The organism is Nocardia sp. AB354, assembly GCF_049538315.1.
Taxonomy (GTDB): domain Bacteria; phylum Actinomycetota; class Actinomycetes; order Mycobacteriales; family Mycobacteriaceae; genus Nocardia; species Nocardia nova.
The window spans coordinates 1-25124 of record NZ_JBMVFU010000017.1 but is presented as its reverse complement, the minus strand read 5'-3'; the positions used below and the strand labels follow the sequence as shown (position 1 = coordinate 25124).

The window sequence follows — 25124 nt, the reverse complement described above, 5'->3', positions numbered from 1 at the left end:
GTACGGCGTTGCTCGGGGTGAAACGGTCAGGGACGCGGTTCGAGCCGGTGGAACAGGAATTCCACCAGCGTGATCAGCGATCGCAGGCAGGTGCCGCGGTCGCGGGCGTCCAACGCGGTCAGCGGGGTGCCCGGTTCCAGGTCCAGCGCATCGCGAATCTCGCTGAGCGGGAAGCGATGCGCACCGTCGAATTCGTTGATCGCCACGGAATACGGCACGCCGCGTTCCTCGAGGATGGAGAGCACCTCGTCGGCCTTGTCGATGCGCCGGGTGTCGACCAGCACCAGCGCACCGAGTGCGCCGTTGGCCAGCTCCTCCCACAACGGCAGGAACCGGCGCTGGCCCGGTGTACCGAACAGATACAGCGCCAGTTGCGGATTGAGCGTTATGCGCCCGAAATCCATGGCCACGGTGGTGGTCTGCTTGCCCGGGAGACCGGCCATATCGTCGATACCGACGCTGGCCTCGGTGATGGTCTCTTCCGTGCGCAGCGGACGGATCTCCGAGACGCTGCTGACGAACGTGGTCTTACCGACACCGAAATTGCCTGCTACCAACAGCTTCACCGACCGCGTGACCGTTTCCGGTACATAGTCGACCGTACGGTCGGTCACAGCGGCGGGTCGTTCGGACAGGGCGGTCGGGCGCTCAGACGGCGAGAGCGCGGAGCCCATTCAGTACCTCCTCGAGCAGGGCGACCTCCGGCACATAATCAGCCGGGGTCGGATTGACCAGATGGCCGCTGTCGAGCAGGTCCGATACCACGATCTTCACTACCGAGGGCGGCAGGTCGAGATATGCCGCCACTTCGGCGAGCGACAGTGCAGCGTGCCGACTGCAGACATTCAAAACCCGGCGCGCGTCCGGACTGGCACCGGGCGTCGGATCCTGTGCTGCCACAACAAGTGTCACCAGGTCGACCGAGCGAGTCGCACGGGTACGCCCGCCCGTGCGTACGTAGGCACGGACCAGGTCGGGATCGCGCCGGTGCTTGCTCATGCCCGATCGCTACCCGGCCTGTGGCGGGGCAGGCTGCCGAGTTCGCGGCCGACTCTCACGGCGAGTTCGTTCATCCGGTGCGCGACCATGCTGACGTCGACATCGGGCATGGTCGACACGCCGATCAGGGCGCCCTCACCGGCGGCGGTGATGAAGATCATGCCCTCGTCGTACTCGGTCATGTTCTGCCGCACCGTATTCGCGGGGCCGCAGAACTCGCTGAGAGCCTTACCCAGAGATCTCAGGCCGGAGGCCGCGGCGGCGAAGCGCTCGGCGTCGTCGAGGGAGATGGCGCCGACGTGGGCGATGCGCAGGCCGTCTTCGGACAGTAGTACGGCGAATCGGACGCCGGGAACGGTCAGATCCTCGAGCATCCACGACAGCTTGTTATCGCCGTCGGTCACAGTGGTGCCGGGTGTGGCCATCAGGATGTCATCCCTTCGGAGTTGTCATGTGCGGCTGCACGTCCGCTGGTGGAACCGGTCTGCCAGGCTTCGGCGATATCGACTCGGGGCAGGGCCGTATCGGTATGCGGCTGTCCCGTATCGGTGCGGGGCCCGCGGGCGGAGGCGGGCAAGGCCACGCTGCGCCGCCGCCGGCGCGGCAGCCCGCCCGGCGTGATCTCGTGCACCGTGGACGACTGACCGGTCGGTGTCGGGTCCGCGGCCGGCAGCGGTTCCGCCTCGGCGACCGGAGCGACCGCGGCAACCGGGGCGACCGCGGCAACCGGGGCTGCGGAGAGGCTCACCGGGGCAGGGGCGGCATTGGCGCTCCCGACCGCGGCGGGTGCCGCGGCGACCTCGATCGGCGTGGAAATCGGTGGCGCCGTAACGCTTTCGAGGTTGTCGGGCCGCGCGGCCAGCAGTCCCTCGGGTACGTAGACCATCGCGCGCATACCACCGTAGATATTGGGTCCGTCGATGTACACGGTGAAGCCGTAGCGGCGGGCCAGCGCGGCGATGCCCGGGAAACCCACCCGCGGGGTCGGGCCCAGTTGGTGGATGTCGACGGTGCGCTCGCCGGCGAGGACCTGGCGGGCCTCTTCCATCTGTTCGGGGTTCATCCGCACGCCGGCGTCGTCGATGATCACCGTCAGGCCGTGGTGGCCTTCCTGGAAGGTGACGTCCACGAAGGAGGTGGGCGGCGAGTAACGCAGCGCGTTGTCCAGCAGGGTGGCCATCGTGTGCACGAGCGGTTCGACCGCACGGCTGATGATCACCCGGTCGAGCTGCTGCGGCCGGATCCGGGTGAAGTCGCGGACGCGGCCGATGGCGCCGCCGACGATGTCGGTCAGCGACTGCTGCGGCCAGCGGCGGCCGGGCAGACCGCCACAGACGATCACGTACGACTGCGCCTGGCGGATCATCTGCTGGACGCTGTGGTCGATGCGGATCAGCGTCTCGTAGACGTCGTCCCCGCGGTGCTGGCGCAGTGCGGCGCTCACCACCTGGCCGACGTCGGCGCCCAGGCTGACCACGGAGGTGCCGAACGCGCGGACCGCGGCGCTGGTCGCCTCGCGGGAGGCGTTCTCGACCTGTTCGCGGATGCTGGCCTCGGTGGCGGAGATCGCCTGCTGCTTCTCGTATTCCAGCTCGTGGCTGGTGCGCTCATGGGTTTCGGCGGCCACTCGGTGCAGGTCGTCGGCGTAACGCTCGGTCAGCCGCTGCAGCAGCTGGGCGAAGCGAGAACCGCCGCGGTCGATGGCGGGCAATTCGACCGTCGATTCGGCGCGGCGCACCGAGTCGGCCACCAAACCCATTGTGGTGCTCGTGAAATGTTCGAGCTCGTCCTCGTGGGCGCGCAATTCCGCCTCGGCACTGCGGGCACGGGCGCGCTGCTGCGACGCGTAATACGCGGCGTACAGAGCTCCCGCGATCGTCAGTATCAGAATGGCGGCGAGGATCCACGAAAGAGTCACGGCGGTAGCTTGATTCATCAGTTCCCTCGGTGCCGGATTTCCGGCCGCTTCGTCCTTTCCAACTCGACGACCGCGATCGGCGCGGCCGGGATAACACTCAGGTCGGACGGCGGGAACGCGGCAGGCAGGATGATACTGCACCTAACCTGGAGGAGACCTCGAAGCGCTTACCGGACAGGCGAATTCAGCATCGACCCACCGGCGGGAGGATCCCGATCGGCCCCAGCACCCGACGACAGCAAAGATAGCAGCAATTCCGTGTGGCAGCGACCGATTCGTTATCTACGGCTCGGTAGGAATATCTTCATCGCCGGTGTTTCGCAATCGTCCTGTTTCGGTGCGGCTCGAGCCACCTCGAAAGATGGCGCAATTCCGCTCAGGGCGGTGGCGACGGCGAGGTGTAACCGCAGGTCAGCGGGCGCGTGATCGTCGACGGCCCAAGATATTTCCTCCATCGCCCGCAGAAACGCCCACCGGCACGCGCGGCCGGGGTCGACGCCGGTGGCCGCGGCCGTATCGGTGACCATTCGTTTCGCGTGCTCGGCGGTCGGCAAGCGCTGAATCCGAATCATGATCAGGAAACCGATATCGAATGCGGCCTCACCGAGATACGGCTTCGGGTCGATCAGCAGCCACGGCTCCCGTTCGGCGGCAACGATATTGCCCAGGTGGGTATCGCGGTTGACGAGGACCGGCGGTCCCTGCGGCCGGGCGAGTTCGGCGCATCGAGCCACCGCGGCGTCCAGTAGGGTGGACGGAACGGCGTGAACCAGTTCGGATTTCGGTTGCCCGAAGCGGACTGACCAGTCGGCGAGCGCAGCGGAAACGGTGGGAATGTCCGGATATCCGTCCGGCAGCGCGACGGGCGGGCGGCGCAGACGCCGGTACAACCGGCAGGCCACATCGACCTTGTCCGCATGTTCGGGCAGGCCTTCCAGGCTCGGGAATCCGGGCTGCGCCAGCAGTGGCGTGCCCGGCCGGGCACACTCGAGCAGGAGGGCGCCGCTACCGGGGTCGTAGTCGTGGAGGCGGACCGCTCCGTCGCCGTCGTAGCAGTACAGGCCGGCCGCCTCGCCGGCGTTCTCCTCGTCGACGACCGGAATCTTCAGCACCGCCACCGAACCGTCGGCGCGGCGGACGGGGGCGGCGTAGGAGTGGGTGCCACCGGCGAAGGCGGCGCCGAGCGAGGTCAGCTGCCACTGCGCGCACAGCGCCTCGACTCGCTCGGGAAGTTCGGTGAGCCAGGTCCGGCCGCGCGCGCCGAAGACCGTGCTCACGGTCTCGACGACCTCGGGTGGGAGTGCGATCGGTGGCCCGGTCGGAGTCGGCACGGCCTCAGCCTGGCCGAGGGCAGCGGAGGAGCGCAAGCGGATTATCGCCTGCCCCAGGTGGTTCCGGGTGATGTTCCCCCGCGTGTGGCGATGGTCGCCTCTAGGCTTGGGCCGTGGGAAACGAGCACGTGCGGGCTTCGGACGCGGACCGGGAGAAGATCGTCGAGCGGTTGCGCACGGCGATGAACGAGGGGCGATTGAATCTCGCCGAATTCGACGATCGGGTCCAGCAGGTCTACGCCGCGCGTACCTACGGGGAGTTGTCGCCGATCCTGTCGGATCTGCCCGCGGTGCGGGAGCGGGCGGGCGCCGCGCGGCCCGGGCGGGTGCCGCCGTGGGTGCTGATCATGTGGACGCCGTGGATCTTCGTCAACATCCTGTGCGTCGTGATCTGGCTGGCCACCGGCGCCGGGTACTTCTGGCCGTTCTGGGTCGCGGTGCCGTGGGGGCTGGCGCTGTGCATACCGACCGTCATCGGCATCACCGTCGGCGGGAACCAGGCGCAGCGGCCACCGGACTGAACAGCGCGGACCGAGCACGCGGACGGAACGCAGACGGCTCGCCGAACCGATACCGCGAGGTACCGATTCGGCGAGCCGTACTCCCTGCAGGGGTCTCGATCAGCCCTTGTGGGTCTTGACCGCCTCGGTCAGCTGCGGCGCGACGTTGAACAGGTCGCCCACGATGCCGTAGTCGCTGATCTCGAAGATCGGCGCCTCTTCGTCCTTGTTGACGGCGACGATGGTCTTCGAGGTCTGCATGCCGGCGCGGTGCTGGATCGCGCCCGAAATGCCCAGGGCCACATACAGCTGCGGCGACACGGTCTTACCGGTCTGGCCGACCTGGAACTGGCCCGGGTAGTAGCCCGAGTCGACGGCGGCACGCGAGGCGCCGACCGCGGCACCCAGCGCGTCGGCCAGCGGCTCGACGACCTTGTGGAAGTTGTCCTCGCTGCCGACGCCGCGACCACCGGAGACCACGATGGTGGCCTCGGTGAGTTCCGGACGGTCGCCACCGACGACGGGCTCGCGGGAGGTCACCTTGGTGACGCCCTCTTCCTGAGCCGGAACCTCGACGGTCACCTTCTCACCGGCGCCGGCCTGCGGAGCCGCCTCGATCGCACCCGGGCGCACCGAGATCACCGGCACGTCGCCGGTGGCCTTGGCGTCCACGGTGAACGCGCCACCGAAGATGGAGTGGACCGCGGTGCCGTCGGACTTGACGTCGATGACGTCGACCAGCAGGCCGGAGCCGATGCGGGCGGCCAGGCGACCCGACACCTCCTTGCCCTCGGCGGAGGCGGCGACCAGCACGGCGGCCGGCGACGCAGACTCGACCAGACCGGCGAGCACGTCGACCTTCGGGGTGACCAGGAAGCCCTCGACGTCGTCGGACTCGGCGACGTAGATCTTCTCGGCACCGGCCGAGGTCAGCGCGTCGGCCAGCTTGTCGGCGGTGCCGGGCGCACCCAGCACGACCGCGGCCGGGGTGCCCAGCGTGCGGGCGGCGGTGAGGAGTTCGGTGGTGACCTTCTTGGGGGCACCTTCGGCGTGCTCGACGAGCACGAGTACTTCTGCCATGTTGCTTCTCCTGAAGTCTGTGGTGATTGCGCTCGGTGGGCTCAGATGATCTTCTGGCCGATGAGGTACTGCGCGACCTGGTTGCCGCCCTCGCCCTCGTCGACGACCTTCTCGCCCGCGGTGCGCGGCGGCTTCGGGGTGACACCGGAGACTGCGGTGCCGGCATTGCCCACGCCGACGGTCGACGGGTCGATGCCCAGGTCGGCCAGCGTGAACGTCTGCACTTCCTTCTTCTTCGCGGCCATGATGCCCTTGAAGGAGGGGAAGCGGGGTTCGTTGATCTTCTCGGTGACCGAGACGATGGCGGGCAGGTTCGCCTCGAGCTTGAATACGCCCTCGTCGGTCTCGCGCTCGCCGGAGATCTTGTCGCCGTCGACGGTCAGCTTGCGCAGGTGGGTGAGCTGCGGGATGCCCAGGTACTCGGCGATGATGGCCGGCACGGCGCCGGCGCGGCCGTCGGTGGCCTCGTTACCGGCGATGACGAGCTCGATGCCTTCGATCTGGCCCAGCGCACCGGCGAGCACCCACGCGGTCTGCACGGCGTCGGAGCCGTGGATGGCGTCGTCCTTGACGTGGATGGCCTTGTCGGCACCCATGGACAGCGCCTTGCGGATGGCCTCGGTGGCGCGCTCGGGGCCCATGGCGAGAACGGTGACCTCGCCGCCCTGGGCTTCCTTGATCAGCAGAGCCTCTTCGACGGCACGCTCGTTGATCTCGTCCAGGATCGCGTCGGCGGCCTCCCGGTCGAGGGTGTAGTCACCATCGCTGAGCTTGCGCTCGGACCAGGTGTCGGGAACCTGCTTGATCAGTACGACGATGTTCGGCATTGGTCTTCGTCGACCTCCTGTTCTGGTGGCACGTGAGGTGGGGTCGCACGATCGGGTGGCCGTACGTCCACGTGAAAAGCTCCGTCACATCTAAAGCTCCGTCCGGGAGATTACCCTACATTAAGTTACTCACGGGTAACTTAGGGTGTGATGTTCTCCATGGCCGGTCCGGGCGCCGGTGTGATACAGACAACCGCTAACGTCGATCCAATGAGTGAGGCTGTCGTCTCCCCGGTGAGCGGGGAGTCTGCCGGGGTGGAGTCGCTGCCACTGACCGGCGAACGGACCGTGCCGGGTATCGCGGAGGAGAACTACTGGTTCCGCCGACACGAGATCGTCTACGCGCGCCTGCTCGAACGATGCGCCGGGGCAACGGTTCTGGAGGCGGGCTCCGGCGAGGGCTACGGCGCGAACATGATCGCCGACGTCGCCACCCGGGTGATCGGCCTGGACTACGACACCAGCGCGGTGGAGCATGTGCGCGCGGCCTACCCCCGGGTCGAGATGATCCAGGGCAATCTCGCCGACCTGCCGCTCGACGACGCCTCGGTCGATGTGGTGGTGAACTTCCAGGTCATCGAACATCTCTGGGACCAGGGCCAATTCCTGCGCGAATGCCTGCGGGTGCTGCGCCCCGGCGGGCAGCTGCTGATCAGCACGCCGAACCGGATCACCTTCTCGCCCGGTCGCGATACGCCCTTGAACCCCTTTCACACTCGCGAGCTGAACGCCGCCGAACTCGCGGAACTGCTGGAGCAGGCCGGATTCCGCGTCGACGTCATGGCCGGTGTCCATCACGGCCCGGCGCTGGTCGCTCTCGACGAACAGTGGGGCGGCTCGTTCATCGACGCGCAGATCGAGCGGGCGCTGGCCGGGGAACCCTGGCCCGCCGAACTGACCGCGGCGGTGGCCGGTGTGCGCACCGGCGATTTCGAACTGCGCCCGGCCCCCGGTTCGGCCGTCCCGGTGTGGGATCCGGAGATCGATGCCAGCCTCGATCTGGTCGCCATCGCGGTGAAGCCGTGAGCGATTCGCGGGCGGTGCCGGGCCGGTTCAGCCTGGTCCTGCATTCTCATCTGCCGTGGCTGGTCCATCACGGCCGCTGGCCGGTGGGTGAGGAATGGCTGTATCAATCGTGGGCGGCGTCCTATCTGCCGGTCGCCCGGGTGCTGAGAACCCTTGCCGCGGAAGGCCGTTCGCATCTGCTCAGCTTCGGCATCACGCCGGTGCTGGCCGCCCAGCTCGACGATCCGCACGCGCTGGCGGCCATGCACCACTGGCTGGGGAACTGGCAGATGCGCGCCGACGAGGCATCGATGGCCGGCAAGCGCGAGCTGGGCCGCTACGAACACGCTCTGGCCGCCGAGGCCCTCGCCGATTTCGAGCAGCGGTGGCGGCACGGCGGTTCGCCGGTGTGGCGGGAGCTGATCGACGCCGAGGCGATCGAACTGTTGGGCGGTCCGCTGGCGCATCCGTTCCAGCCGCTGCTCGACGCGCGCCTGCGTGACTTCCAGTTGCGCGAAGGCCTGGCCGACGCGCGGCATCGCTGGGGACGCACCCCGGCGGGGATCTGGGCGCCGGAATGTGGCTTCACACCGGGGATGGAAAGCGGCTATGCCGCAGCGGGTGTGACGCATTTCATGGTCGACGGTCCGGCGCTGCGCGGCGACACCACCCTCGGCCGGCCCGTCTGGGACAGCGATGTGGTCGCGTTCGGGCGGGATCTGCAGGTCAGCTATCGGGTGTGGTCGCCGAAATCCGGATATCCGGGCCAGGCCCACTACCGCGACTTCCATCACTACGACCACGAGACCGGTCTCAAACCGGCCCGCGTCACCGGCAAGCAGGTCGCGGGTCCGGACAAGGCGCCCTATGATCCCGCGGCCGCCGCAGCGGCGATCGAACGCGATGTGGCCGATTTCGTGGCGACCGTGCGCGAACGGCTGATCACCGAATCCGAGCGGATCGGCCGACCGGCGCTGGTGGTGGCGGCCTTCGACACCGAATTGTTCGGCCACTGGTGGCACGAGGGGCCGCAGTGGCTGGAACAGGTGCTGCGCGCCCTGCCCGAGGCCGGGGTCACCGTCGGCACCCTCGCCGACGCGCGGGCGGACGGATTCGTCGGCGAACCCGTCGAGCTCGCCGATTCCTCCTGGGGTTCGGGTAAGGACTGGCGGGTGTGGGCCGGTGATCAGGTCCGCGACCTGGTCGAACTCAATGCCGAGATCGTGCGTGCGGCCCTGGACACCCTGGACAAGATGGCCGCGCAGTCCGACGGTCTGCGTGATCCGGTCGCCGATCAGCTGCTGCGCGAGGCGATTCTGGCCGTCTCCAGCGACTGGGCGTTCATGGTCAGCAAGGACTCCGCGGCCGGCTATGCCCGCGACCGCGCGCATCAGCACGCGCACGCCGTCCGCGAGATCGCCGGGGCCGTCACCGCGGGCCAACTCGCCAAAGCACGGCAGTTGGCGGCAGGATGGTACGCGGCCGACGGATTCTTCCCCGCTCTCGACGCGCGCCGACTCGACGCACGAGGTACGGACATCCCCGCAGTCGGTCACCGCTCGGCGGGAGCAACAGAAGGACCGGCATGAAGATCTTGATGGTGTCGTGGGAGTACCCACCGGTAGTTGTCGGTGGGCTCGGCCGGCACGTCCATCATCTGGCCGTCGAACTGGCGGCCGCCGGTCACGAGGTCGTGGTGCTGGCGCGCCGGCCGATGGGCACCGACGCCACGACGCACCCCACCCACACCTTCATCGAGGATCGGGTGCTGGTCGTCGCGGTCGCTGAGGATCCGCCCGCCTTCGACTTCGGCGAGGACATGCTCGCCTGGACCCTCGCCATGGGGCATGCGATGGTCCGCGCCGGTATCGCGTTGAGCAAACCGGGTATCGCCGAGGGCTGGACGCCGGATGTGGTGCACGCCCACGACTGGCTGGTCGCGCATTCGGCGATCGCCCTGGCCGAGTACTACGACGTGCCGCTGGTCTCGACCATTCATGCCACCGAGGCGGGCCGCCACAGCGGCTGGGTTTCGGGCCGGGTCAACAAGCAGGTCCATTCGGTCGAGTGGTGGCTCGCCCGCGAATCCGATGCCCTCATCACCTGTTCGACCTCGATGCAGGACGAGGTGGAAAAGCTCTACGGCCCCGAACTGGTGCCGGTGACGGTGATCCGCAACGGAATCGACGTGGGGGCGTGGACATTTCGCGACCGCGCGCCGCGTTCGGGTCCGCCGCGGCTGCTGTACGTGGGCCGGCTCGAATACGAGAAGGGCGTGCAGGACGCGATCGCCGCACTGCCGCGGATCCGTCGCGCACATCCCGGCGCCACGCTGACCATCGCGGGGGTGGGCACGCAGTTCGAATGGCTGCGCGAGCGCGCGCGGGTCCATCGGGTGGCCCGCGCGGTGAATTTCGCCGGCCGCCTGGACCACGCCGAACTACTGGGCTGGCTGCACGGCGCCGACGCGATCGTGCTGCCCAGCCGCTACGAACCGTTCGGCATCGTCGCCCTCGAGGCCGCCGCGGCCGGAACGCCGCTGGTGACCTCCACCGCCGGCGGGCTCGGTGAGCTGGTCGTCGACGGAGTCACCGGCGCTTCGTTCGAACCGGCGGATGTGACCGGACTGGTCGAGGCGGTGACGGCCGTCCTCGACGATCCGATCGCGGCGCAGCAGCGTGCGTACGCGGCCCACGCGCGGCTGACCGCCGATTTCGCCTGGGATGTGGTGGCCGCGGAGACGATTCAGGTCTATCAGGCCGCCAAGCGCCGGGTCCGCAATCCGCTGGGCCGCCCGGTGATCACCGAACGCCCACTGCCGGAACGGGATCCGAACAACCCGCTGTGATCGGCCGGGTCGCGGCGGCGGGTACCGGGCGGCGGGGGCAGAATTTTCGGTATGGCTGTTCCGACGACTCGACTGCTGGTGCTGGCCCTGGTGCGGCTGCTGCAACCCGTGCACGGCTACGACGTGCGGCGTGAGCTACTGTCCTGGCATGCCGACGACTGGGCCAACGTCAAACCCGGATCGGTCTACGGCGCGCTGAACACGCTGCAGCGCGACGGGCTCATCGCCGTAGAGGGCGTGGGCCAGGACGGCGCGCGCCCGGAACGGACCTCGTATCGGCTGACGTCGGAGGGGGAGAAGGTGCTCGCCGATCTGATCCGGGAGGGTCTGTGGTCGGCCGAGCAGCCGAAACATCCGTATCACGCCGCGGTGGCGCTGTTCCCGTTCGCGCCGCGCGGCGATGTGATCGCGGCGTTGCGCAGCCGCATTCTGAAGTTCGAGGCCGATCTGGGCTATTTCGAGCGGGAGGAGCAGCGGATCCTGTCCGGCAGCGGCGATCCGACCGAAACCGAGCCGTATCACGTGGCCGACGCGATCGCGCTGGCCGCCGCCCATACCCGCGCCGACTTGGAGTGGTCGCGAAAAACCTTGCAGCGCATCGAGAACGGCGAGCTGGACGTCTGGTCCTCGGCGCCGTACACCCTCTTCGAGCATCCGCGGGACGACGCCGGAGCCGCAGTTGATCAAGACTGAATAGTAAAGCTTGACTATTTAACCCGTCGTTCCTACCGTGTGCGGTATGGAAACGACGGCTACCGTTCGTGACCGCACCCGCACCTCGGCGATCCGAGTGCGGGGGCTGGCACGGACGTTCACGACGAAAACGGGACCGGTGCAGGCCGTGAACGGCTTGGACTTCGAAGTCCGCGAGGGCGAGATCGTGGGACTGCTCGGTCCCAACGGCGCCGGTAAGACCACCACCCTGCGGATGATCGCGACGCTGCTCGCGCCGACCGCGGGCCAGGCGCGGATCGCCGACGCCGATCTCCGCGAGGCGCCGCGCGAGGTGCGGGCTCGCATCGGGTACGTCGCCCAGGGCGGCATGACCAACGACGACGAGCTGGTGATCGACCAATTGGTCCTGCAGGCAAGGCTTTTCGAGCTGAGCAAGGCCGAGGCGACGGCGAGTGCCGAACACCTCCTGCGGACGCTGGAACTGGACGGACTCGGCCGTCGGCGCTGCCGCGAGCTGTCCGGCGGGCAGCGCCGCCGCGTCGATATCGCGCTCGGCCTGGTGCATCGTCCGCGACTGGTCTACCTGGACGAGCCGACCACCGGGCTGGACCCGCAGAGCCGCGCGAACCTCTGGGAACATGTGCGGCGGTTGCGGTCCGAGGGCACGACGATCGTGCTCACCACGCACTACCTGGAGGAAGCCGACGCGCTGTGCGACCGGATCCTGGTCATGGATCATGGCGGCATCGTCGCCTCCGGCACGCCGGACGAGCTGAAACAGCGGATCTCCGGCGATGTGATCAGCCTCGACATCGCCGACGCACAGGCCGATCTCGCGATCGAGATCGCCGACTCGGTGCTGGAGTTGCGCTCGAAGCTGCGCGCCGACGGACTGGTGCATCTGACGGTGGCGCGCGGCGATGCCGCCGTGGTGCCGCTGCTGCGCGCACTGGACGAGCACGGCATCGTGCCCGGCGCGCTGACCGTGAAACGACCGAGCCTCGACGACGTGTTCCTCACCGTCACGGGGCGTTCGCTGCGGGAGGGAAAATGAGTTTTCTGCGGGAGACCGGGCTGGTGTTCTGGTCGCAACTGCGCACGCAGCTGCGGAACCCGGTGTGGGTGATCATCGGATTGAGTCAGCCCGTGCTGTATCTGGTGTTGTTCGGTCCGCTGGTGAAGGCGGTCGCACCCGCTCTGGGCGCCGATACCGACCCCTGGAAGGTGCTGACGCCCGCACTGGTCATCCAGGTCGGATTGTTCGGTTCCATGTTCGCGGGATTCGCGATGGTGCAGGAACTGCGGGCCGGCGTGATCGAACGCCAGCGCGTCACCCCGGCCCACCGCGGCGCACTGCTGGTGGGCCGGGTGCTCAAGGATATGGTCGTGCTGATCGTGCAGGCGCTGGTCCTGGTCGCGGTCGCGATGGCGGCATTCTCGTTGCGGCCCAGCGTTTTCGGGCTGATCGCCTCGGTGCTGCTGATTTCGGTGATGGCGGCCGGACTGGCCTCGGGGTCGTATGCGCTGGCGCTGTGGGCGCGTTCGGAGGACACCTTGGCGTCGGTGCTCAACAGCGTCTCGGTGCCGCTGATGCTGCTGTCGGGCATCCTGCTGCCGATGAGCCTGGCGCCGCACTGGCTGCGGATCATCGCCGACATCAATCCGTTCCAGCACACCGTCGAGGCCGCGCGGGCATTGTTCCGCGGTGATTTCGCGGTCACCGAGGTCTATCTCGGCACCGGGCTGACGGTTGCGGTGGCCGTACTGCTGATGGTGGTCGGCGCCCGCAGCTTCGCCCGCGAGAACGCCTGACCGCTACTCGTTACCGCCACGCCGGTGCGTCCGACGTGGCGGTTTCGGGCGTGTGGGCCAACTCGGGGGAACGACGCAGTGAACGTTCGGTGTGACGGGGATCTCGTTCACCGGACTGGCATTCGCTCGACACTCGAACGTCGCCGCCTCGCCGAATCGGCCTGGCTTCATCGACACCATGACGCCATCGTCCGTGCTGAACCCGACCCGCACGACAGGCCCAGGGGTGGCGGCGCCACAGTACTCCCTGGTTGTGTCCTCCGATCTCGACCATCGCCGGGCCGCGCAGCGGCTGCGCTACCGGGTATTCGCCGGCGAACCCGGATTCGACATTCCCTTCAGCGCCGAGGGCTTGGACGCCGACCGGTTCGACGAGCACTGCGATCATCTGCTGGTCCGCGACGAGGCCTCCGGCGAATTCGTCGGCTGCTACCGGATGCTGCCGCCGGATAAGGTGCGCGCCGCCGGCGGGTACTACACGGCCACCGAATTCGATCTGAGCGCCATGGATCCCGAAGGGCGCCGGATCGTCGAAATGGGCCGCGCCTGCGTGGTTCCGGACCATCGCAACGGCTCGGTGCTGACGCTGATGTGGGCCGGGATCCTGCACTACATCCAGCTCACCGGCTACGACTGGGTGATGGGTTGCGTCTCGGTGCCGATGCGCGACACCCCCGCCGATCCGCCCGGCGCGAACGTGGCCGCGGTCCGGGATCTGTTGCTGAGCAAGCACGCCGGTGATCCGGCCCGCCGCGTGCGCCCGTACCGCCCGGTCGTGGTCGACGGCCGCGGGCTCGACGAACTGGCCGCCCCGGCCCGGCCGAAACTTCCCCCGCTGCTGCGCGGTTATCTGCGCCTGGGCGCCGAGATCTGCGGTGAACCGGCCCACGACCCGGATTTCGGCGTCGCGGATTTCGTCGCCCTCCTCGGCCTGGAAACGATCAACACCCGCTACCTGGAACGCCTGCAGAGCGCTGCGGGAGCCATGGACGCTCGCGCGTCGGAAGGCACAGACGCTCGCGCGTCGCAAGCCGATGCCGCGCGGGCCCGCGATACGGGCGGAGGAGCACGATGACCGAGACAACCGATTTACGAAGCGGCGCGGACATTGTCGGCCGGACCGCGGCCGCGCCCGCCGGCACGGCAGCGGAGACGCCGTTCGATCCTCGGCCCGTGGCGGAACCGGCGGTTCACGCATGGATGCCCGCGAGTCCGTGCGGCGCCGGCTGTGTGGCCGTGCCCGACACCGCGGGCGCGGTGCGGACTGTTGCACGGATCGCGGGTGTGGTGGGGTTGCTGGTGGCGTTTCCGGTGGTGAACGTGGTGACGCCGGCTGCCCGGCGGACGGCCCTGCATCGCCGGTACGCACGGGCCGTCTTGCGCTGCTGCGGAATCGCTTTGCGCGTCGTCGACGAGCGGGGCGCGGTCGACGAGGGTGCGGTGCGAGTCGAGAGTGCGATGCGCGGCGGTGGCGCCGCGGGTGATTCCGGGCGCGGCCTGCTGGTGGTGGCCGCGCACGTCGGATGGTCCGATGTGCTGGCGTTGGCGGCGGTCTCGCCGATGGGCTTCGTGGCCCGCGGCGATCTGGTGTCGTGGCCGGTGCTGGGGCAGCTGGCCCGGCTCATGCGAGTGATCCCGATCGATCGGGATCGGTTGCGGCAGCTGCCCGAGGTGATCGCGGCGATGTCGGCACGGCTGGCGGCGGGGGAGCGGGTCGGCCTGTTCCCCGAGGGCACCACCTGGTGTGGCCGGGCGCACGGCCGGATGCGACCCGCGCTGTTCCAGGCCGCGGTCGACACCGCCACGCCGGTACAGCCGATCCGGCTGCGCTATCTGAACGGCGCCGGCGAGACGTCGACGGTCCCCGGCTTCGTCGGCGTGGACACCTTCCTCGACTCGGCCCGTCGCATCCTGCGTGCCAAGGGCATCGTCGCCGAACTCGTCCTGCTGCCGATCGAGGAACCGGGCACCGACCGCCACGACCTGGCCGAGCGCTGTGATCGCGCGATCCGCAGCCGCACCGAGGTGCGCATCGACGCCCACGCCACGGCCGTCGGCACCGGCCCCACCCGCGAGATCGTCGTCGCCGAAGCGGTCTCCTGACCGCACCGACCGGCGCCTCAGTCGTGCGGGATCAGGCGGTGGGCGGTCAGGACGATGTGGTCGACGCGGCTGCGCAGGGCGGTGTTCTCCCCGTTCAGGCGGCGGAACTCCTGCACGAACTGCGCGGCCAGATCCCGCAGCTTGGTGTTGGTCTCCTGCGAACGCCAGCTCAGCACCCGGAACGCCTGTTCGGGACTGATGCCGTAGGCCAGCGTCAGCGCGCCCTTCGCCTGTTCGATCACCGCGCGGGATTCGATCACCTCGGGCAGCACCTCCGACAACGCGTCGTTGCGCTCCTCGGCGATCGTCTCGGTGACGTCGACGAAATACCCGCTGGCCCCGACCACCGCGCCGTCGTCGTCGGTGAGTTGTTCGCCGACGACGATGATGTCGTGGGTGTCCCCGTCGGCGTCGACGATGCGGTGCTGGCCGCAGATCGGGTCGCCGGTTTTCACCGAGGTCGCGATGCTGGCCGCCAATTCCTCGCGGTCGTCCGGATGTTTGTGCGATATGAGCAGTTCGGTGGTGGGTTCGGTATCGGCGCCCTGATACCCGTACATCTGCGCTACTTCGTCCGACCATTCCCAGCGCTGATCGGCGAACCAGAATCGGAACCAGCCGACGTGATCGCAGGACTGGGCGCCGAGCACGCTCGTCAGGGGATCGAGCGGCGCGATGCGTGGCGACTGTTCCGTACTCACGTTCCACAGTATCCGCTGTATTGCGGTCGGTTGTTACACCAGGTCGGACGGGATGTGACGTGCCCCGCGCACGCTTTCTGTTTGGTATGAGGGTTTCGGGGCATCTTTCCGTCGGTACACAGGGACATCCAACTCGGAGAGGACCGGGATCAGTCGTGGTTGCGTTGCTCATGGTGATCGGCTCGGTATCACTGATCGTCATTGCGGTGCACGCGGCGGTGGTCGCGGTGTGGACGGCGAAATTGCGCCTTCGGCGCACCTCGGACGCCATCCGCGCGGGGGCGCCTCTCGTAGCGAAAACCGTGGTGCACCAGCCTCTCCTCCGATCTCGGGCTGGTGCCGACGCGACGTCCTGATCGTGGCCTGCCCCATGGCGAGCGCAGCGTGGTCGGCCGGGGTCCGATAGGATCGGCAAGCCTCACGGTCGAAAAACGGGCCGCTGAGCAAGTCGGCGTGCGCTCGGGCCGCCACTTCGTTGATCGGAGGCAGCATTGTCGAAGCGTGCCGTCCCAGGCACGGTTGCTGTTCCCTCGTCGCGGTCCGATGCAGCCGGTGCGCTGCGGGCCGACATCGTGCGACCTCGTCGCATCGGCGACGCGACCCCGCGGCCCCGCCCGGCCGCGGTGATGGAACAGTCCCCGCGGTTTCGCGATGTATCCGGCCGTTCCGCGGGCCACTCGTCCGAGGGTCCCACTTCCGCATCCGTTCGAGACGACGGCCGCGGTTCCACCGTGCGCCCGCCCCTCGACGGCGTCACGCCGCTGGGCACCGCCTCCCCGCTAGGGCAGACGATCCTGCTGGTCGAGGACGACCCCGGTGATGCCCTGCTGGTCGAGGAACTCGTTGCCGACGGTGCGCCCGGTGTGCGCCTGGAACATGTGCGCTCGCTCGCCGAAGCGGGCGCGTGGCTGGCCGCGGGCCTGCCCGACTGTGTGCTGCTCGATCTGAACCTGCCCGACTCCCACGGCTTGGACGCGCTCGCGCAGTTGCGCGAGTACACCGATCAGGTCGCGGTCGTGGTGATGACCGGCCTGGACGAGGAACAGACCGGCCTGGCCGCGATGGCGGCCGGCGCGCAGGACTATCTGGTGAAGGGCCGGGTCGAGCCGGAGTGGTTCGGCCGGGCCGTGCGCTATGCGATTCAGCGCAAACAGGCCGAGCGCACCACCGCGGCGCTGCGCGCGAGCACCATGCGCGCCCAGGAGAACGCCCGCCTGGAACGCGGGCTGCTCCCCAAGCCACTGCTGCGCGGTGCGCCCATCGTCGATGTGGTCTCGCGGTATCGGCCCGGACGCGCGCATTCGCTGCTCGGCGGCGATTTCTACGACGTCGTCCAAGAGGCCGACGGCACGGTGCACGCGCTGATCGGCGATGTGGCCGGCCACGGCCCGGACGAGGCCGCGATCGGCGTGGGTCTGCGATTGGCTTGGCGCACACTGGTATTCAGCGGTATCACCGGGCCCCGACAGCTGCGACTGCTGGAGGAGGTGCTGGTCGCCGAACGCACCGGACCACAGACCTTCGCCACCCTCACCACGCTGTACGCCCCGCCCGGTCGCGGCGCCGTGGAGGTGATCCGCGCTGGTCACCCCGGCATGCTCGTCCACTCGCCGACCGGCACCGAATGGCTGGAGGTGCCCGGCGGACCGGCCCTGGGCTTCATGCCGGGCCGGACGGACTGGCCGGTCACGGAGGTGGCCGTGCCTGCCGGTACCGGGCTGGTGCTGTTCACCGACGGCCTGTTCGAGGTGCGTACCGGTGCGGGCGACTGGCTGGGCGAGGACGGCCTGCTGGCGATGGCGCAAGGGGTGTCGGTCGAACAGCCCGCCCGTTATCTGGACGAACTGCTGGGCCAGGTCGAATCCGCGGCCGCCCCGGCCGGCGGGCTCGACGACGATCTGGCGATCGTCTATCTGCGCTGGCACGGGGGTGAGTGGGTCCGGTGAGCGACGTCCGACACCGCGAGGGGATCGTCGGCCGGCTCACCGCACAGATGTGGTTTCAGCTGGTCCTCGCCCTGATGCTCGTGGTGGTGATCGCCGGTGCGATCGCCGCCGCGCAAGTGATCTCCCATACCGACGCCATCGAAGACCGGCTGCTCGATCGCGCCCAGCCGGCCGCGACCGAGGCCTATCGGCTGCAGGCCGCCCTGGTCAACCAGGAAACCGGCCTGCGCGGCTACGCGATCTCGGCCGATGAGCAGTTCATGCAGCCCTACAACCAGGGTGTCGCCGACGAGGCCACCGCCGCGGGCCGCCTGCGTGAGCTGGCCGCCGGCCGCACCACACTGCTCGACGATCTGGACGCCGTCGAGGCCGCCGCCCAGCGCTGGCGTTCCGAATACGTGCAGCCGATGATCGCGGCGGCGGGCAATGTATCGCCGGCCGAATCCGCCGCCCTGGTCACCCGCGGCAAGGCGCTGTTCGACGAGTTGCGCAAGAAGTTCGCCGCGCAGAACGCGGATTCGGCGGCCGCGATCGCCAACGACCGCCGCGACCTCGATCACGCGCGCACCGTGCGCGACAGCGTGCTGATCGCGGTGGTGGTCCTCATCCTGCTCACCGGCCTGGCACTGACCGTGCTGATCCGGCGGCTGGTCGCTCGCCCGCTCGACGAGCTCACCGAGGCGTCCCGGCGGGTCTCGGCCGGCGAATTCGATCATCACATCGAGGCGCACGGCCCGGCCGACCTGGCCACGGTCGCCGACGCGGTCGAGGAGATGCGCGTGCGCATCGTCTCCGAACTGGGGTCCTCGCGGGCGCAGGAGATGCAGCTCGCCCGGCAGGCCGACGATCTGGATCGCCAGACGGTCCAACTGCGCCGCTCGAACGCCGAACTCGAGCAGTTCGCCTACGTCGCCTCCCACGACCTGCAGGAGCCGTTGCGCAAGGTCGCCGCGTTCTGTCAGCTGCTGGAGAAGCGTTACGGCGATCAGCTCGACGAGCGGGCCAAACAGTACATCGACTACGCCGTCGACGGCGCCAAGCGGATGCAGCGGCTGATCAACGATCTGCTGACGTTCTCGCGCGTGGGCCGGGTGATCGAGGGCAACGAGCTCGTCGCCCTGGACTCGACGCTGAATTCGGCGCTGGACAATCTGTCCGGCGCGATCGAGGAATCCGGCGCGGTGATCGAGCGTCCGGAGCAGTTGCCCGAAGTCGCGGGCCAGCCGACGCTGCTGACGATGTTGTGGCAGAACCTCATCGGCAATGCCGTGAAATTCCACACCCCCGGTACCGCGCCGGTTGTGCACATCGAGTGCGAGCCGGGCGATCACCTGGACGAATGGCAATTCTCGGTGTCCGACAACGGCATCGGCATCCCGCCGGAATTCGCGGACAAGATCTTCGTGATCTTCCAGCGCCTGCACAATCGGGAGGACTACACCGGCACCGGCATCGGCCTGGCGCTGTGCAAGAAGATCGTCGAGTACCACGGTGGCAATCTGTGGATCGACACCGAATACACCGGCGGCGCCCGGTTCCGTTTCACCCTGGCGACCCAGGCCGCCACGCTCGCACCGCTCGAACCCGTATCCGAAGGAGCCGACGCATGACCGCACCGGTGAGCCAGCCCATCGACATCCTGCTCGTGGAGGACGACCCCGGCGACGAGTTGATGACCCGGGAGGCGTTCGAGGACAACAAGATCGGCAATACGCTGCACGTCGCCCACGACGGTCAGGAAGCGCTCGACTTCCTCTACCGGCAGGGGGAATTCGCGCAGGCGCCGCGGCCCGATCTGATTCTGCTCGATCTGAACCTGCCGAAATACGACGGCCGCCAGGTTCTGGAAAAGATCAAATCCGATCCGGACCTCAGCCATATTCCGGTGGTCGTACTCACCACGTCGGCAGCCGAAGAGGACATTCTGCGCAGTTATCGACTGCACGCGAACGCCTACGTGACCAAACCGGTCGACCTGGATCAATTCATCGCCGCGATCAAGCACATCGACGAATTCTTCGTTCAGGTCGTCCGGTTGCCACGACAGCGATGACGCCGGCGGCGAGGAACGCGCCGGGCGGGTGCCGGATCAGGCCGAGGTGGTCTGCTCCGGCGCGGCCAGCGCGTCCGCGACGGTCGGGAACAGACGCAGCAACGCGTCCAGCGCGGTCACCTCGATCGGGCGGCGCACCGCGGGCGACGCGACCACTCGCAGACCGCCCGTCGCGGTGGACTGGGAGGTGGCCAGCAGCACGCTCAGCCCGGCCGATCCGAGGAAACCGACCTCGGTCATATCCAGCACCACGGCGGTGGGCTCGGCCTGCAGCGCCCGGTCGAGAGCCGATTGCAACTCCGGCGCGGAATTCATGTCCACCTCACCGGCCACGGTCACGACCACGGCCGAACCTTCCGTGCGCTGCTCGGTGCGCAGCAGCGGTGACACCCGCTCGCCGCTCATCGGGCCGACCCCAGCGCGAGGCGATTCGTACCGCATTTCGCCACTTCGATACCTCCGGCGTATTCCGATCTGCGCCGCTGTCCGCGGCGTGGCGACGATTCGCCGCTGACCAACATACCCGTTTCGGCGCGATACGAACGGGGGCCGTCACCGCGATCGGAGGGCCTCCGGCGGGCGCTCGCGTACGCTGTGAAATCGTCTCGCGGCACGATATTTGGGAGCAAGGAATGGGCATGGTCGAGAAAGTGTCCCCGGACGCGGGGACCACTGCGGTCGGATTCCAGGTGCCGGCCGATGCGGCGCAATTGATGATGGTCCGGGCGTTGACCGAAACCGTCGCTCTGGTCGCCGATTTCGGTATCGACGAGGCCACCGATATTCGTCTCGCCGTCGACGAGGTGGTCAGCGCGCTGATCGTGGACGCGGCCGCCGGTTCCGTGATCGATTGCGCATTCACCGCGAGCGAGAACACCATGGACGTGCGCGTCGCCGCCGTCACCACGACCGCGGGTGGCCCGGACACCAACAGCTTCGGCTGGCACATCGTCTCGACTCTCACCCAGTGGGTGAAGACCGAGAGTTCGGACTACGACGCAGCCGTGGGCGGGCACCCGACCGTCGTCGAGTTCCGCTGGGCACGTGGCGGAACAGATGTCGACTGAGAACGGTACCGGCACCGCCCGCCACCCCGACGGTTACGACGACGTCGCACCGCTGTTCGTCGAGCTCGCCGCCCTGCCCGAAGACGATCCGGAGCGCGACCGGCTGCGCGAACGAATCATCAACCGCTGCCTGCCACTGGCCGAGCACATCGCGCGCAAGTTCAGCGGGCGCGGCGAGAACTTCGAGGATCTCCTGCAGATCGCCCGGGTCGGCCTGGTCGCGGCCGTCGACCGGTTCGATCCCTCGCAGGGGTCGCCGTTCCTCGCCTTCGCGGTGCCGACGGTGATGGGCGAGGTGCGCCGCCACTTCCGCGATCACACCTGGGCGCTGCGCGTGCCCCGGCGGATCAAGGAGATCCAGACCGCGCTGGGCCCGACCGTGGAGTCGCTGTCGCAACGGCTGGGCCGGATGCCGCGGGCGCGCGAGATCGCCGAGGAGATGGACGCCGATCTGGGTGAGGTGACGCAGGCACTGATCGCCCGCAACGCCTACCAGACCCAGTCGCTGGACACGCCGACCTCCGACGACGACAGTCGCTCCGGGAATGCGATCCTCGACACTCTGGGCGACGTCGATCCGACCTTCGGTGCGATCGATGACACTCTGACCGTGAAGCCGCTCATCGATGCCCTGCCGGAGAAGGAGCGGTACGTGCTGACCATGCGTTTCTTCGGCGGAATGACGCAGGAACAGATCGCGCACGAACTCGGCTGTTCCCAGATGCAGGTCTCGCGGATCCTGACCAGAACGCTCAAACAGTTGCGCGAGAAGGCGCTGCGCGACTGAGGTAGGCCGACGGCGCCGCATGGCGTACGGGAAAGGGGGTATCGCGGATGCCGAGGAGATCATCGAGTGGAGATCATCGGTTGCGATCGGAATGAGGACATGAGCGGATTTCCAGATCCCCCGGGCGACCCCGCCCCAGGGCCCGCGATACGCGAGCCGCACCCGCTACAGGTGGCCCCCTTCGAGGCGAATTTCCCGTCGCAGGCCGACCGGATCGCCGAGGTGCGCCACGATCTGCGGGCCTGGCTCGAGCGCGGGGGAGTCGGCTCGGAACAGATCTACGACCTGTTGCTGGCGGTGGACGAGGCGTGCACGAACGCCGTGGAACACGGCTACCGCGACGCCACCGGCATGGTCGGGCTGCGTGCTGAGATCAGCGGCTCGGACCTGTACCTGACCATCGTGGACCACGGCAGCTGGGAACCCCGTGCCGAGGTTCCGGATCCCGTGCGCGGGCGGGGACTGGCGATCATGCGCGCCCTGGTGCGCGACGTCGAGATCACCACCGGCGCCGACGGGACCCGTGTCGCCATGCGCGCCGAAATCGCTTCGGCGCCAACGCGTTCGGAGACGACCGCAGGGCGCGACCGGGGATAGTCCGTTAATCCGCCCGGAGAGCGGGTATGCGGAATACGGAAGGCGGCCGAGGCGAGCGCCGCGGCGGGACTTTTCGGGCCCGCACCCGGGTTGTACCGGTGCGAGACTGGGGGCGGGGACCCGATCCGAAGGAGGAAGCGTGACCGACACGCGCAAGGCGATTCTGGCAGGCGGATGCTTCTGGGGTATGCAGGAGCTGATCCGCAAGCAGCCGGGTGTGATTTCCACGCGCGTCGGATACACCGGCGGGCGCAACGATCATCCCACCTACCGCAATCATCCGGGCCACGCCGAGGCCGTGGAGATCGTCTACGACCCCGCGCGCACCGACTACCGGGCGCTGCTCGAGTTCTTCTTCCAGATCCACGATCCGTCGACGAAGGATCGCCAGGGCAACGACATCGGCAGCAGCTATCGGTCCGCGATCTTCTATCTCGACGACGAGCAGAAGGCGATCGCGCTCGACACCATCGCCGATGTGGACGCCTCCGGTCTGTGGCCGGGCAAGGTGGTCACCGAGGTGACCCCGGCGTCCGATTTCTGGGAGGCCGAACCCGAGCACCAGGACTACCTGCAGCGCTATCCGGAGGGCTACACCTGCCACTTCCCCCGGCCGGGCTGGAAGCTGCCCAAGCGCGCCGCGACCTCGCAGTAGGCCGTCATGTCGGATCGCACCCGTCACTCACGTATCGGTAACCCGCTGTCCGCTCTCGGACGGGCGATCGCGCGGATCCCGTGGGTGATGCGCACCGGTCCGGTCGTCGTCCTCCTGGAACGCATCATCCGCAGGCTCACCCGCGGCCGCCACGGAGTGCTCGATCTGGCGGGTCTGCCGTCGATGGAGTTGACGGTGCGCGGACGTAAATCCGGGTTGCCGCGGACGGTGTCGCTGCTGTACGTCCCGGATGGGCCCGAGCGGTATCTGCTGATCGGGTCCAACTGGGGGCGGCCGGAGCATCCGTCCTGGTCGGCGAATCTCGCCGCGGCCTCCGATGCCGAAATCCACAGCGGCGGTAAGCGAATCAAGGTGCGGGTCCGGCAGCTGAGCGGCGCCGAACGCGAGGAGGCGTGGGCCCGCGCGGTGGCCTATTGGCCCGGATACACCATGGAGCAGCGGCTGGCGGGCGCGCGCCGGTTCCGGCTGTTCGAACTGACGCCCATCTGAGCCGGGTTCGATCGTCCGCACCGGCCGGTTTCGCTCCCGCGACGAGCCGACCTGCTGGACAATGGGGCCGAGCCGACGATGTGCGGCCCGGCCCCAGGCGCCGCCGGAACGCACGGTGCGGACCGAGCGGCGACGGGTGAGATGCGGATGCGATCAGGACACGACAGTGCTCTGCTGCGGCGACGCGCGGCACTGGAACGGCAGTGGGCGCGTTGGGTTCCGAGCCCGCGCGATCTCCCGGCGAGCCCGGCCGTGTGTCCCCTCGAATCCGGCCCCGCCGCCTCCGACGCACCGGATGCCGACGCCCCCGATGCCGAGGCGGCGCAGCCCCGGGCCGATGTGGCGCAGTCCTGGGTGCGCTCGCGCGCGTTCGTCGATCCGGCCACCGACTGCGCGCCCGCCGTGGCCGGCGATGTCGCGTCGAAATGGGCCGATTCGCCGCTGCGCGGCCCCATCGCCGAACTCTCCGATCAGCTGCACAGCATCACCCACGACGCCGGATTCGTCGCCGCCGTCACCGACGAAGCGGGAACCATCCTGTGGTCCGACGGCGGCCAGGTGATGCGCCGCCGCGCCGAGCGGGTCGGTTTCACGCCCGGCGGTCGCTGGGACGAGAACCACATGGGCACCAACGCGCTGTCCCTGGCGTTGCACACCGGCCGCCCGAGCAGCGTGTTCTCCGCCGAACATCTGGTCGAGGCACTGCACGGCTGGGTCTGCTACTGCGCGCCGATCCGCGCTGCCGACGGCCGCCAGCTCGGTGTGCTGGATCTGTCCACCACCTGGGATCGCTCGCACCCGCTGGCCATGTCCACGGTGCTGTCGCTCACCGCGGCGGTGGAGGCGAAACTGCAAGGCGGCGTGGCGAATACGACACCCGGGGTGCGACTGGAATGTCTCGGCGGCGCCGCGCTGACCCGGGGCGGGCGGCCGCTGCGCCTGCGCCGCCGGTTGCTCGAGATCCTCACCCTGCTCGCCCTCGAGCCCGACGGCTACACACCGGAACGGTTGCAGCTGGCCGTCTACGGCGACCGGCCCACCGGTTCCAGCACACTCAAGGCCGACGTCTCGCATCTGCGCCGCGCGACCGGCGGCGATATCAGCAATCGGGTCTATCGGCTGACCACACCGGTGTCCTGCGATGCGACCGATATGCTCGCCGCCCTGGCCGCCGGGGACATCGCCACCGCCGTGCGGCTGTATCGCGGCCCGCTGCTGCCGGGCTCGCAGACCCCGGGCGTCGTCGAATGGCGCGAATATCTGGAGGTCGGTATCCGCACCGCGGTGCTCTCGGCCGGCGAGGCCGAATACGCGCTGGACTACGGCGCCAAAGCGCCCGGTGACATCGAGATCCACGAACACGCGCTGCGGCTGCTGCCCGCTCGCGACGCGCGCCGCGCGGTGGCCGTCGCGCGTTTGCACAGCGCACTGCGAAGCTGATGGCGACGCGCCCCGCGGCATTCAACCTTCTGCCAACCCTCGGGGCTCATAGTGGTCCACATCACGACGTCCCCTGTCGTGATGCGACCCTTCGTGACTCATCGAGGAGCACCCGTCATGATCTACGCCAAGCCCGGCGCCGAAGGCAGCATCGTCTCCTACGCCGACCGCTACGACAATTTCATCGGTGGCGAATGGACGGCACCGGTCGAGGGCAGATACTTCGAGAATCCGTCGCCGGTCGACGGGGAGACCTTCTGTGAGGTGGCC

General features: G+C 68.6%; 27 protein-coding genes and 1 pseudogene. 19 read left to right on the top strand and 9 right to left on the bottom strand.

Going from position 1 to position 25124, the window contains the following annotated elements; all coding sequences use genetic code 11:
* Window positions 1-26 precede the first annotated feature (26 nt).
* The 5 genes from ACPCUW_RS23315 to ACPCUW_RS23295 form a co-directional block, all read right to left on the bottom strand.
* Window positions 27-674: a GTP-binding protein gene (locus ACPCUW_RS23315; protein WP_081879507.1), complete on the bottom strand. Its 648-nt coding sequence runs from the start codon at window positions 672-674 to the stop codon at window positions 27-29.
* Window positions 649-999, bottom strand: coding sequence for a DUF742 domain-containing protein (locus tag ACPCUW_RS23310; RefSeq protein ID WP_423427092.1), 351 nt, complete (start codon window positions 997-999; stop codon window positions 649-651). The genes ACPCUW_RS23315 and ACPCUW_RS23310 overlap by 26 nt, the downstream gene beginning before the upstream one ends.
* Window positions 996-1424, bottom strand: a complete 429-nt coding sequence (locus ACPCUW_RS23305) for a roadblock/LC7 domain-containing protein (RefSeq protein WP_051024835.1) — start codon at window positions 1422-1424, stop codon at window positions 996-998. The genes ACPCUW_RS23310 and ACPCUW_RS23305 overlap by 4 nt, the downstream gene beginning before the upstream one ends.
* Window positions 1424-2917 (bottom strand): sensor histidine kinase, encoded by a 1494-nt coding sequence (locus tag ACPCUW_RS23300; RefSeq protein ID WP_423427090.1) that lies wholly within the window; start codon window positions 2915-2917, stop codon window positions 1424-1426. The genes ACPCUW_RS23305 and ACPCUW_RS23300 overlap by 1 nt, the downstream gene beginning before the upstream one ends.
* A gap of 278 nt (window positions 2918-3195) precedes the next feature.
* Window positions 3196-4248, bottom strand: a complete 1053-nt coding sequence (locus tag ACPCUW_RS23295; RefSeq protein ID WP_423427089.1) for an aminoglycoside phosphotransferase family protein — start codon at window positions 4246-4248, stop codon at window positions 3196-3198.
* Window positions 4249-4361: 113 nt separating this feature from the next.
* Here ACPCUW_RS23295 and ACPCUW_RS23290 point away from each other — a divergent pair, with 113 nt between their 5' ends.
* Window positions 4362-4769: a DUF1707 domain-containing protein gene (locus tag ACPCUW_RS23290; protein ID WP_423427088.1), complete on the top strand. Its 408-nt coding sequence runs from the start codon at window positions 4362-4364 to the stop codon at window positions 4767-4769.
* Between the two features lie 99 nt (window positions 4770-4868).
* Here ACPCUW_RS23290 and ACPCUW_RS23285 read toward each other — a convergent pair whose 3' ends face one another.
* Together ACPCUW_RS23285 and ACPCUW_RS23280 are read right to left on the bottom strand one after the other, a co-directional pair.
* Complete coding sequence (locus tag ACPCUW_RS23285; protein WP_030515696.1) at window positions 4869-5828, bottom strand: electron transfer flavoprotein subunit alpha/FixB family protein; 960 nt, start codon at window positions 5826-5828, stop codon at window positions 4869-4871.
* A gap of 41 nt (window positions 5829-5869) precedes the next feature.
* Complete coding sequence (locus tag ACPCUW_RS23280; RefSeq protein ID WP_030515697.1) at window positions 5870-6655, bottom strand: electron transfer flavoprotein subunit beta/FixA family protein; 786 nt, start codon at window positions 6653-6655, stop codon at window positions 5870-5872.
* Between the two features lie 210 nt (window positions 6656-6865).
* On the opposite strand from ACPCUW_RS23280, the gene ACPCUW_RS23275 reads away from it, so the two are divergent.
* The 8 genes from ACPCUW_RS23275 (at window position 6866) to ACPCUW_RS23240 (ending at window position 15098) form a co-directional block, all read left to right on the top strand.
* Window positions 6866-7681: a class I SAM-dependent methyltransferase gene (locus ACPCUW_RS23275; protein WP_030515698.1), complete on the top strand. Its 816-nt coding sequence runs from the start codon at window positions 6866-6868 to the stop codon at window positions 7679-7681.
* Window positions 7678-9249 (top strand): 1,4-alpha-glucan branching protein domain-containing protein, encoded by a 1572-nt coding sequence (locus ACPCUW_RS23270; RefSeq protein ID WP_423427086.1) that lies wholly within the window; start codon window positions 7678-7680, stop codon window positions 9247-9249. Before ACPCUW_RS23275 ends, ACPCUW_RS23270 begins: the two co-directional genes overlap by 4 nt.
* Window positions 9246-10508 (top strand): glycosyltransferase family 4 protein, encoded by a 1263-nt coding sequence (locus ACPCUW_RS23265; protein WP_030515700.1) that lies wholly within the window; start codon window positions 9246-9248, stop codon window positions 10506-10508. The genes ACPCUW_RS23270 and ACPCUW_RS23265 overlap by 4 nt, the downstream gene beginning before the upstream one ends.
* A 51-nt stretch (window positions 10509-10559) precedes the next feature.
* Window positions 10560-11201: a PadR family transcriptional regulator gene (locus tag ACPCUW_RS23260; protein WP_063014434.1), complete on the top strand. Its 642-nt coding sequence runs from the start codon at window positions 10560-10562 to the stop codon at window positions 11199-11201.
* 46 nt (window positions 11202-11247) lie between these two features.
* Window positions 11248-12237: an ATP-binding cassette domain-containing protein gene (locus ACPCUW_RS23255; RefSeq protein ID WP_423427085.1), complete on the top strand. Its 990-nt coding sequence runs from the start codon at window positions 11248-11250 to the stop codon at window positions 12235-12237.
* Window positions 12234-12995: an ABC transporter permease gene (locus ACPCUW_RS23250; RefSeq protein WP_423427084.1), complete on the top strand. Its 762-nt coding sequence runs from the start codon at window positions 12234-12236 to the stop codon at window positions 12993-12995. Before ACPCUW_RS23255 ends, ACPCUW_RS23250 begins: the two co-directional genes overlap by 4 nt.
* A 178-nt stretch (window positions 12996-13173) precedes the next feature.
* On the top strand, window positions 13174-14070 hold the full coding sequence (locus tag ACPCUW_RS23245; protein ID WP_305779937.1) for a GNAT family N-acetyltransferase: 897 nt from the start codon (window positions 13174-13176) through the stop codon (window positions 14068-14070).
* Window positions 14067-15098 carry a lysophospholipid acyltransferase family protein gene (locus ACPCUW_RS23240; RefSeq protein ID WP_423427082.1) on the top strand — a complete coding sequence of 344 codons (1032 nt, stop codon included), beginning with the start codon at window positions 14067-14069 and terminating at the stop codon, window positions 15096-15098. Before ACPCUW_RS23245 ends, ACPCUW_RS23240 begins: the two co-directional genes overlap by 4 nt.
* Window positions 15099-15115: 17 nt before the next feature.
* Here ACPCUW_RS23240 and ACPCUW_RS23235 read toward each other — a convergent pair whose 3' ends face one another.
* On the bottom strand, window positions 15116-15799 hold the full coding sequence (locus tag ACPCUW_RS23235) for a PAS and ANTAR domain-containing protein (RefSeq protein ID WP_423427080.1): 684 nt from the start codon (window positions 15797-15799) through the stop codon (window positions 15116-15118).
* Window positions 15800-16530: 731 nt separating this feature from the next.
* Between ACPCUW_RS23235 and ACPCUW_RS23230 the strand changes: the two genes are divergently transcribed.
* From ACPCUW_RS23230 to ACPCUW_RS23220, 3 genes are read left to right on the top strand one after another with little or no spacing between them, the layout of a single operon-like run.
* Complete coding sequence (locus ACPCUW_RS23230) at window positions 16531-17745, top strand: PP2C family protein-serine/threonine phosphatase (RefSeq protein WP_245921578.1); 1215 nt, start codon at window positions 16531-16533, stop codon at window positions 17743-17745.
* A gap of 47 nt (window positions 17746-17792) precedes the next feature.
* Window positions 17793-19355, top strand: a complete 1563-nt coding sequence (locus ACPCUW_RS23225; RefSeq protein ID WP_423427197.1) for a sensor histidine kinase — start codon at window positions 17793-17795, stop codon at window positions 19353-19355.
* Complete coding sequence (locus ACPCUW_RS23220) at window positions 19352-19798, top strand: response regulator (RefSeq protein WP_030515710.1); 447 nt, start codon at window positions 19352-19354, stop codon at window positions 19796-19798. Before ACPCUW_RS23225 ends, ACPCUW_RS23220 begins: the two co-directional genes overlap by 4 nt.
* Window positions 19799-19834: 36 nt before the next feature.
* On the opposite strand, the gene ACPCUW_RS23215 is transcribed toward ACPCUW_RS23220, so the two are convergent.
* Window positions 19835-20203, bottom strand: coding sequence for an STAS domain-containing protein (locus ACPCUW_RS23215; RefSeq protein WP_062963217.1), 369 nt, complete (start codon window positions 20201-20203; stop codon window positions 19835-19837).
* 233 nt (window positions 20204-20436) lie between these two features.
* On the opposite strand from ACPCUW_RS23215, the gene ACPCUW_RS23210 reads away from it, so the two are divergent.
* From ACPCUW_RS23210 to ACPCUW_RS23180, 7 genes and pseudogenes are all read left to right on the top strand, one after another.
* Window positions 20437-20865 (top strand): hypothetical protein, encoded by a 429-nt coding sequence (locus ACPCUW_RS23210; RefSeq protein ID WP_063910781.1) that lies wholly within the window; start codon window positions 20437-20439, stop codon window positions 20863-20865.
* Window positions 20855-21652, top strand: coding sequence for an RNA polymerase sigma factor SigF (locus tag ACPCUW_RS23205; protein ID WP_063014558.1), 798 nt, complete (start codon window positions 20855-20857; stop codon window positions 21650-21652). Before ACPCUW_RS23210 ends, ACPCUW_RS23205 begins: the two co-directional genes overlap by 11 nt.
* Window positions 21653-21751: 99 nt before the next feature.
* Window positions 21752-22249, top strand: coding sequence for an ATP-binding protein (locus tag ACPCUW_RS23200; protein ID WP_393527446.1), 498 nt, complete (start codon window positions 21752-21754; stop codon window positions 22247-22249).
* A 187-nt stretch (window positions 22250-22436) separates the two neighbouring features.
* A complete protein-coding gene (gene msrA / locus ACPCUW_RS23195) occupies window positions 22437-22904 on the top strand; it encodes a peptide-methionine (S)-S-oxide reductase MsrA (protein ID WP_228794851.1) in 468 nt (155 codons plus the stop codon).
* Between the two features lie 6 nt (window positions 22905-22910).
* A complete protein-coding gene (locus ACPCUW_RS23190; protein ID WP_423427077.1) occupies window positions 22911-23414 on the top strand; it encodes a nitroreductase family deazaflavin-dependent oxidoreductase in 504 nt (167 codons plus the stop codon).
* Between the two features lie 147 nt (window positions 23415-23561).
* On the top strand, window positions 23562-24854 hold the full coding sequence (locus ACPCUW_RS23185) for a transcriptional regulator (RefSeq protein ID WP_423427075.1): 1293 nt from the start codon (window positions 23562-23564) through the stop codon (window positions 24852-24854).
* Window positions 24855-24971: 117 nt separating this feature from the next.
* Window positions 24972-25124 (top strand): annotated as a pseudogene (locus ACPCUW_RS23180) (aldehyde dehydrogenase); the annotation flags it as partial.

Coding starts and splice junctions, on each gene's coding strand:
- ACPCUW_RS23200 (WP_393527446.1), top strand. CDS start 21,752: ATGAGCGGATTTCCAGATCCCCCGGGCGACCCCGCCCCAGGGCCCGCG.
- ACPCUW_RS23185 (WP_423427075.1), top strand. CDS start 23,562: ATGCGATCAGGACACGACAGTGCTCTGCTGCGGCGACGCGCGGCACTG.
- ACPCUW_RS23240 (WP_423427082.1), top strand. CDS start 14,067: ATGACCGAGACAACCGATTTACGAAGCGGCGCGGACATTGTCGGCCGG.
- ACPCUW_RS23260 (WP_063014434.1), top strand. CDS start 10,560: ATGGCTGTTCCGACGACTCGACTGCTGGTGCTGGCCCTGGTGCGGCTG.
- ACPCUW_RS23250 (WP_423427084.1), top strand. CDS start 12,234: ATGAGTTTTCTGCGGGAGACCGGGCTGGTGTTCTGGTCGCAACTGCGC.
- ACPCUW_RS23245 (WP_305779937.1), top strand. CDS start 13,174: ATGACGCCATCGTCCGTGCTGAACCCGACCCGCACGACAGGCCCAGGG.
- ACPCUW_RS23280 (WP_030515697.1), bottom strand. CDS start 6,655: ATGCCGAACATCGTCGTACTGATCAAGCAGGTTCCCGACACCTGGTCC.
- ACPCUW_RS23190 (WP_423427077.1), top strand. CDS start 22,911: ATGTCGGATCGCACCCGTCACTCACGTATCGGTAACCCGCTGTCCGCT.
- ACPCUW_RS23265 (WP_030515700.1), top strand. CDS start 9,246: ATGAAGATCTTGATGGTGTCGTGGGAGTACCCACCGGTAGTTGTCGGT.
- ACPCUW_RS23275 (WP_030515698.1), top strand. CDS start 6,866: ATGAGTGAGGCTGTCGTCTCCCCGGTGAGCGGGGAGTCTGCCGGGGTG.
- ACPCUW_RS23220 (WP_030515710.1), top strand. CDS start 19,352: ATGACCGCACCGGTGAGCCAGCCCATCGACATCCTGCTCGTGGAGGAC.
- ACPCUW_RS23215 (WP_062963217.1), bottom strand. CDS start 20,203: ATGAGCGGCGAGCGGGTGTCACCGCTGCTGCGCACCGAGCAGCGCACG.
- ACPCUW_RS23210 (WP_063910781.1), top strand. CDS start 20,437: ATGGTCGAGAAAGTGTCCCCGGACGCGGGGACCACTGCGGTCGGATTC.
- ACPCUW_RS23285 (WP_030515696.1), bottom strand. CDS start 5,828: ATGGCAGAAGTACTCGTGCTCGTCGAGCACGCCGAAGGTGCCCCCAAG.
- msrA (WP_228794851.1), top strand. CDS start 22,437: ATGCAGGAGCTGATCCGCAAGCAGCCGGGTGTGATTTCCACGCGCGTC.
- ACPCUW_RS23205 (WP_063014558.1), top strand. CDS start 20,855: ATGTCGACTGAGAACGGTACCGGCACCGCCCGCCACCCCGACGGTTAC.
- ACPCUW_RS23305 (WP_051024835.1), bottom strand. CDS start 1,424: ATGGCCACACCCGGCACCACTGTGACCGACGGCGATAACAAGCTGTCG.
- ACPCUW_RS23255 (WP_423427085.1), top strand. CDS start 11,248: ATGGAAACGACGGCTACCGTTCGTGACCGCACCCGCACCTCGGCGATC.
- ACPCUW_RS23315 (WP_081879507.1), bottom strand. CDS start 674: ATGGGCTCCGCGCTCTCGCCGTCTGAGCGCCCGACCGCCCTGTCCGAA.
- ACPCUW_RS23310 (WP_423427092.1), bottom strand. CDS start 999: ATGAGCAAGCACCGGCGCGATCCCGACCTGGTCCGTGCCTACGTACGC.
- ACPCUW_RS23225 (WP_423427197.1), top strand. CDS start 17,793: ATGTGGTTTCAGCTGGTCCTCGCCCTGATGCTCGTGGTGGTGATCGCC.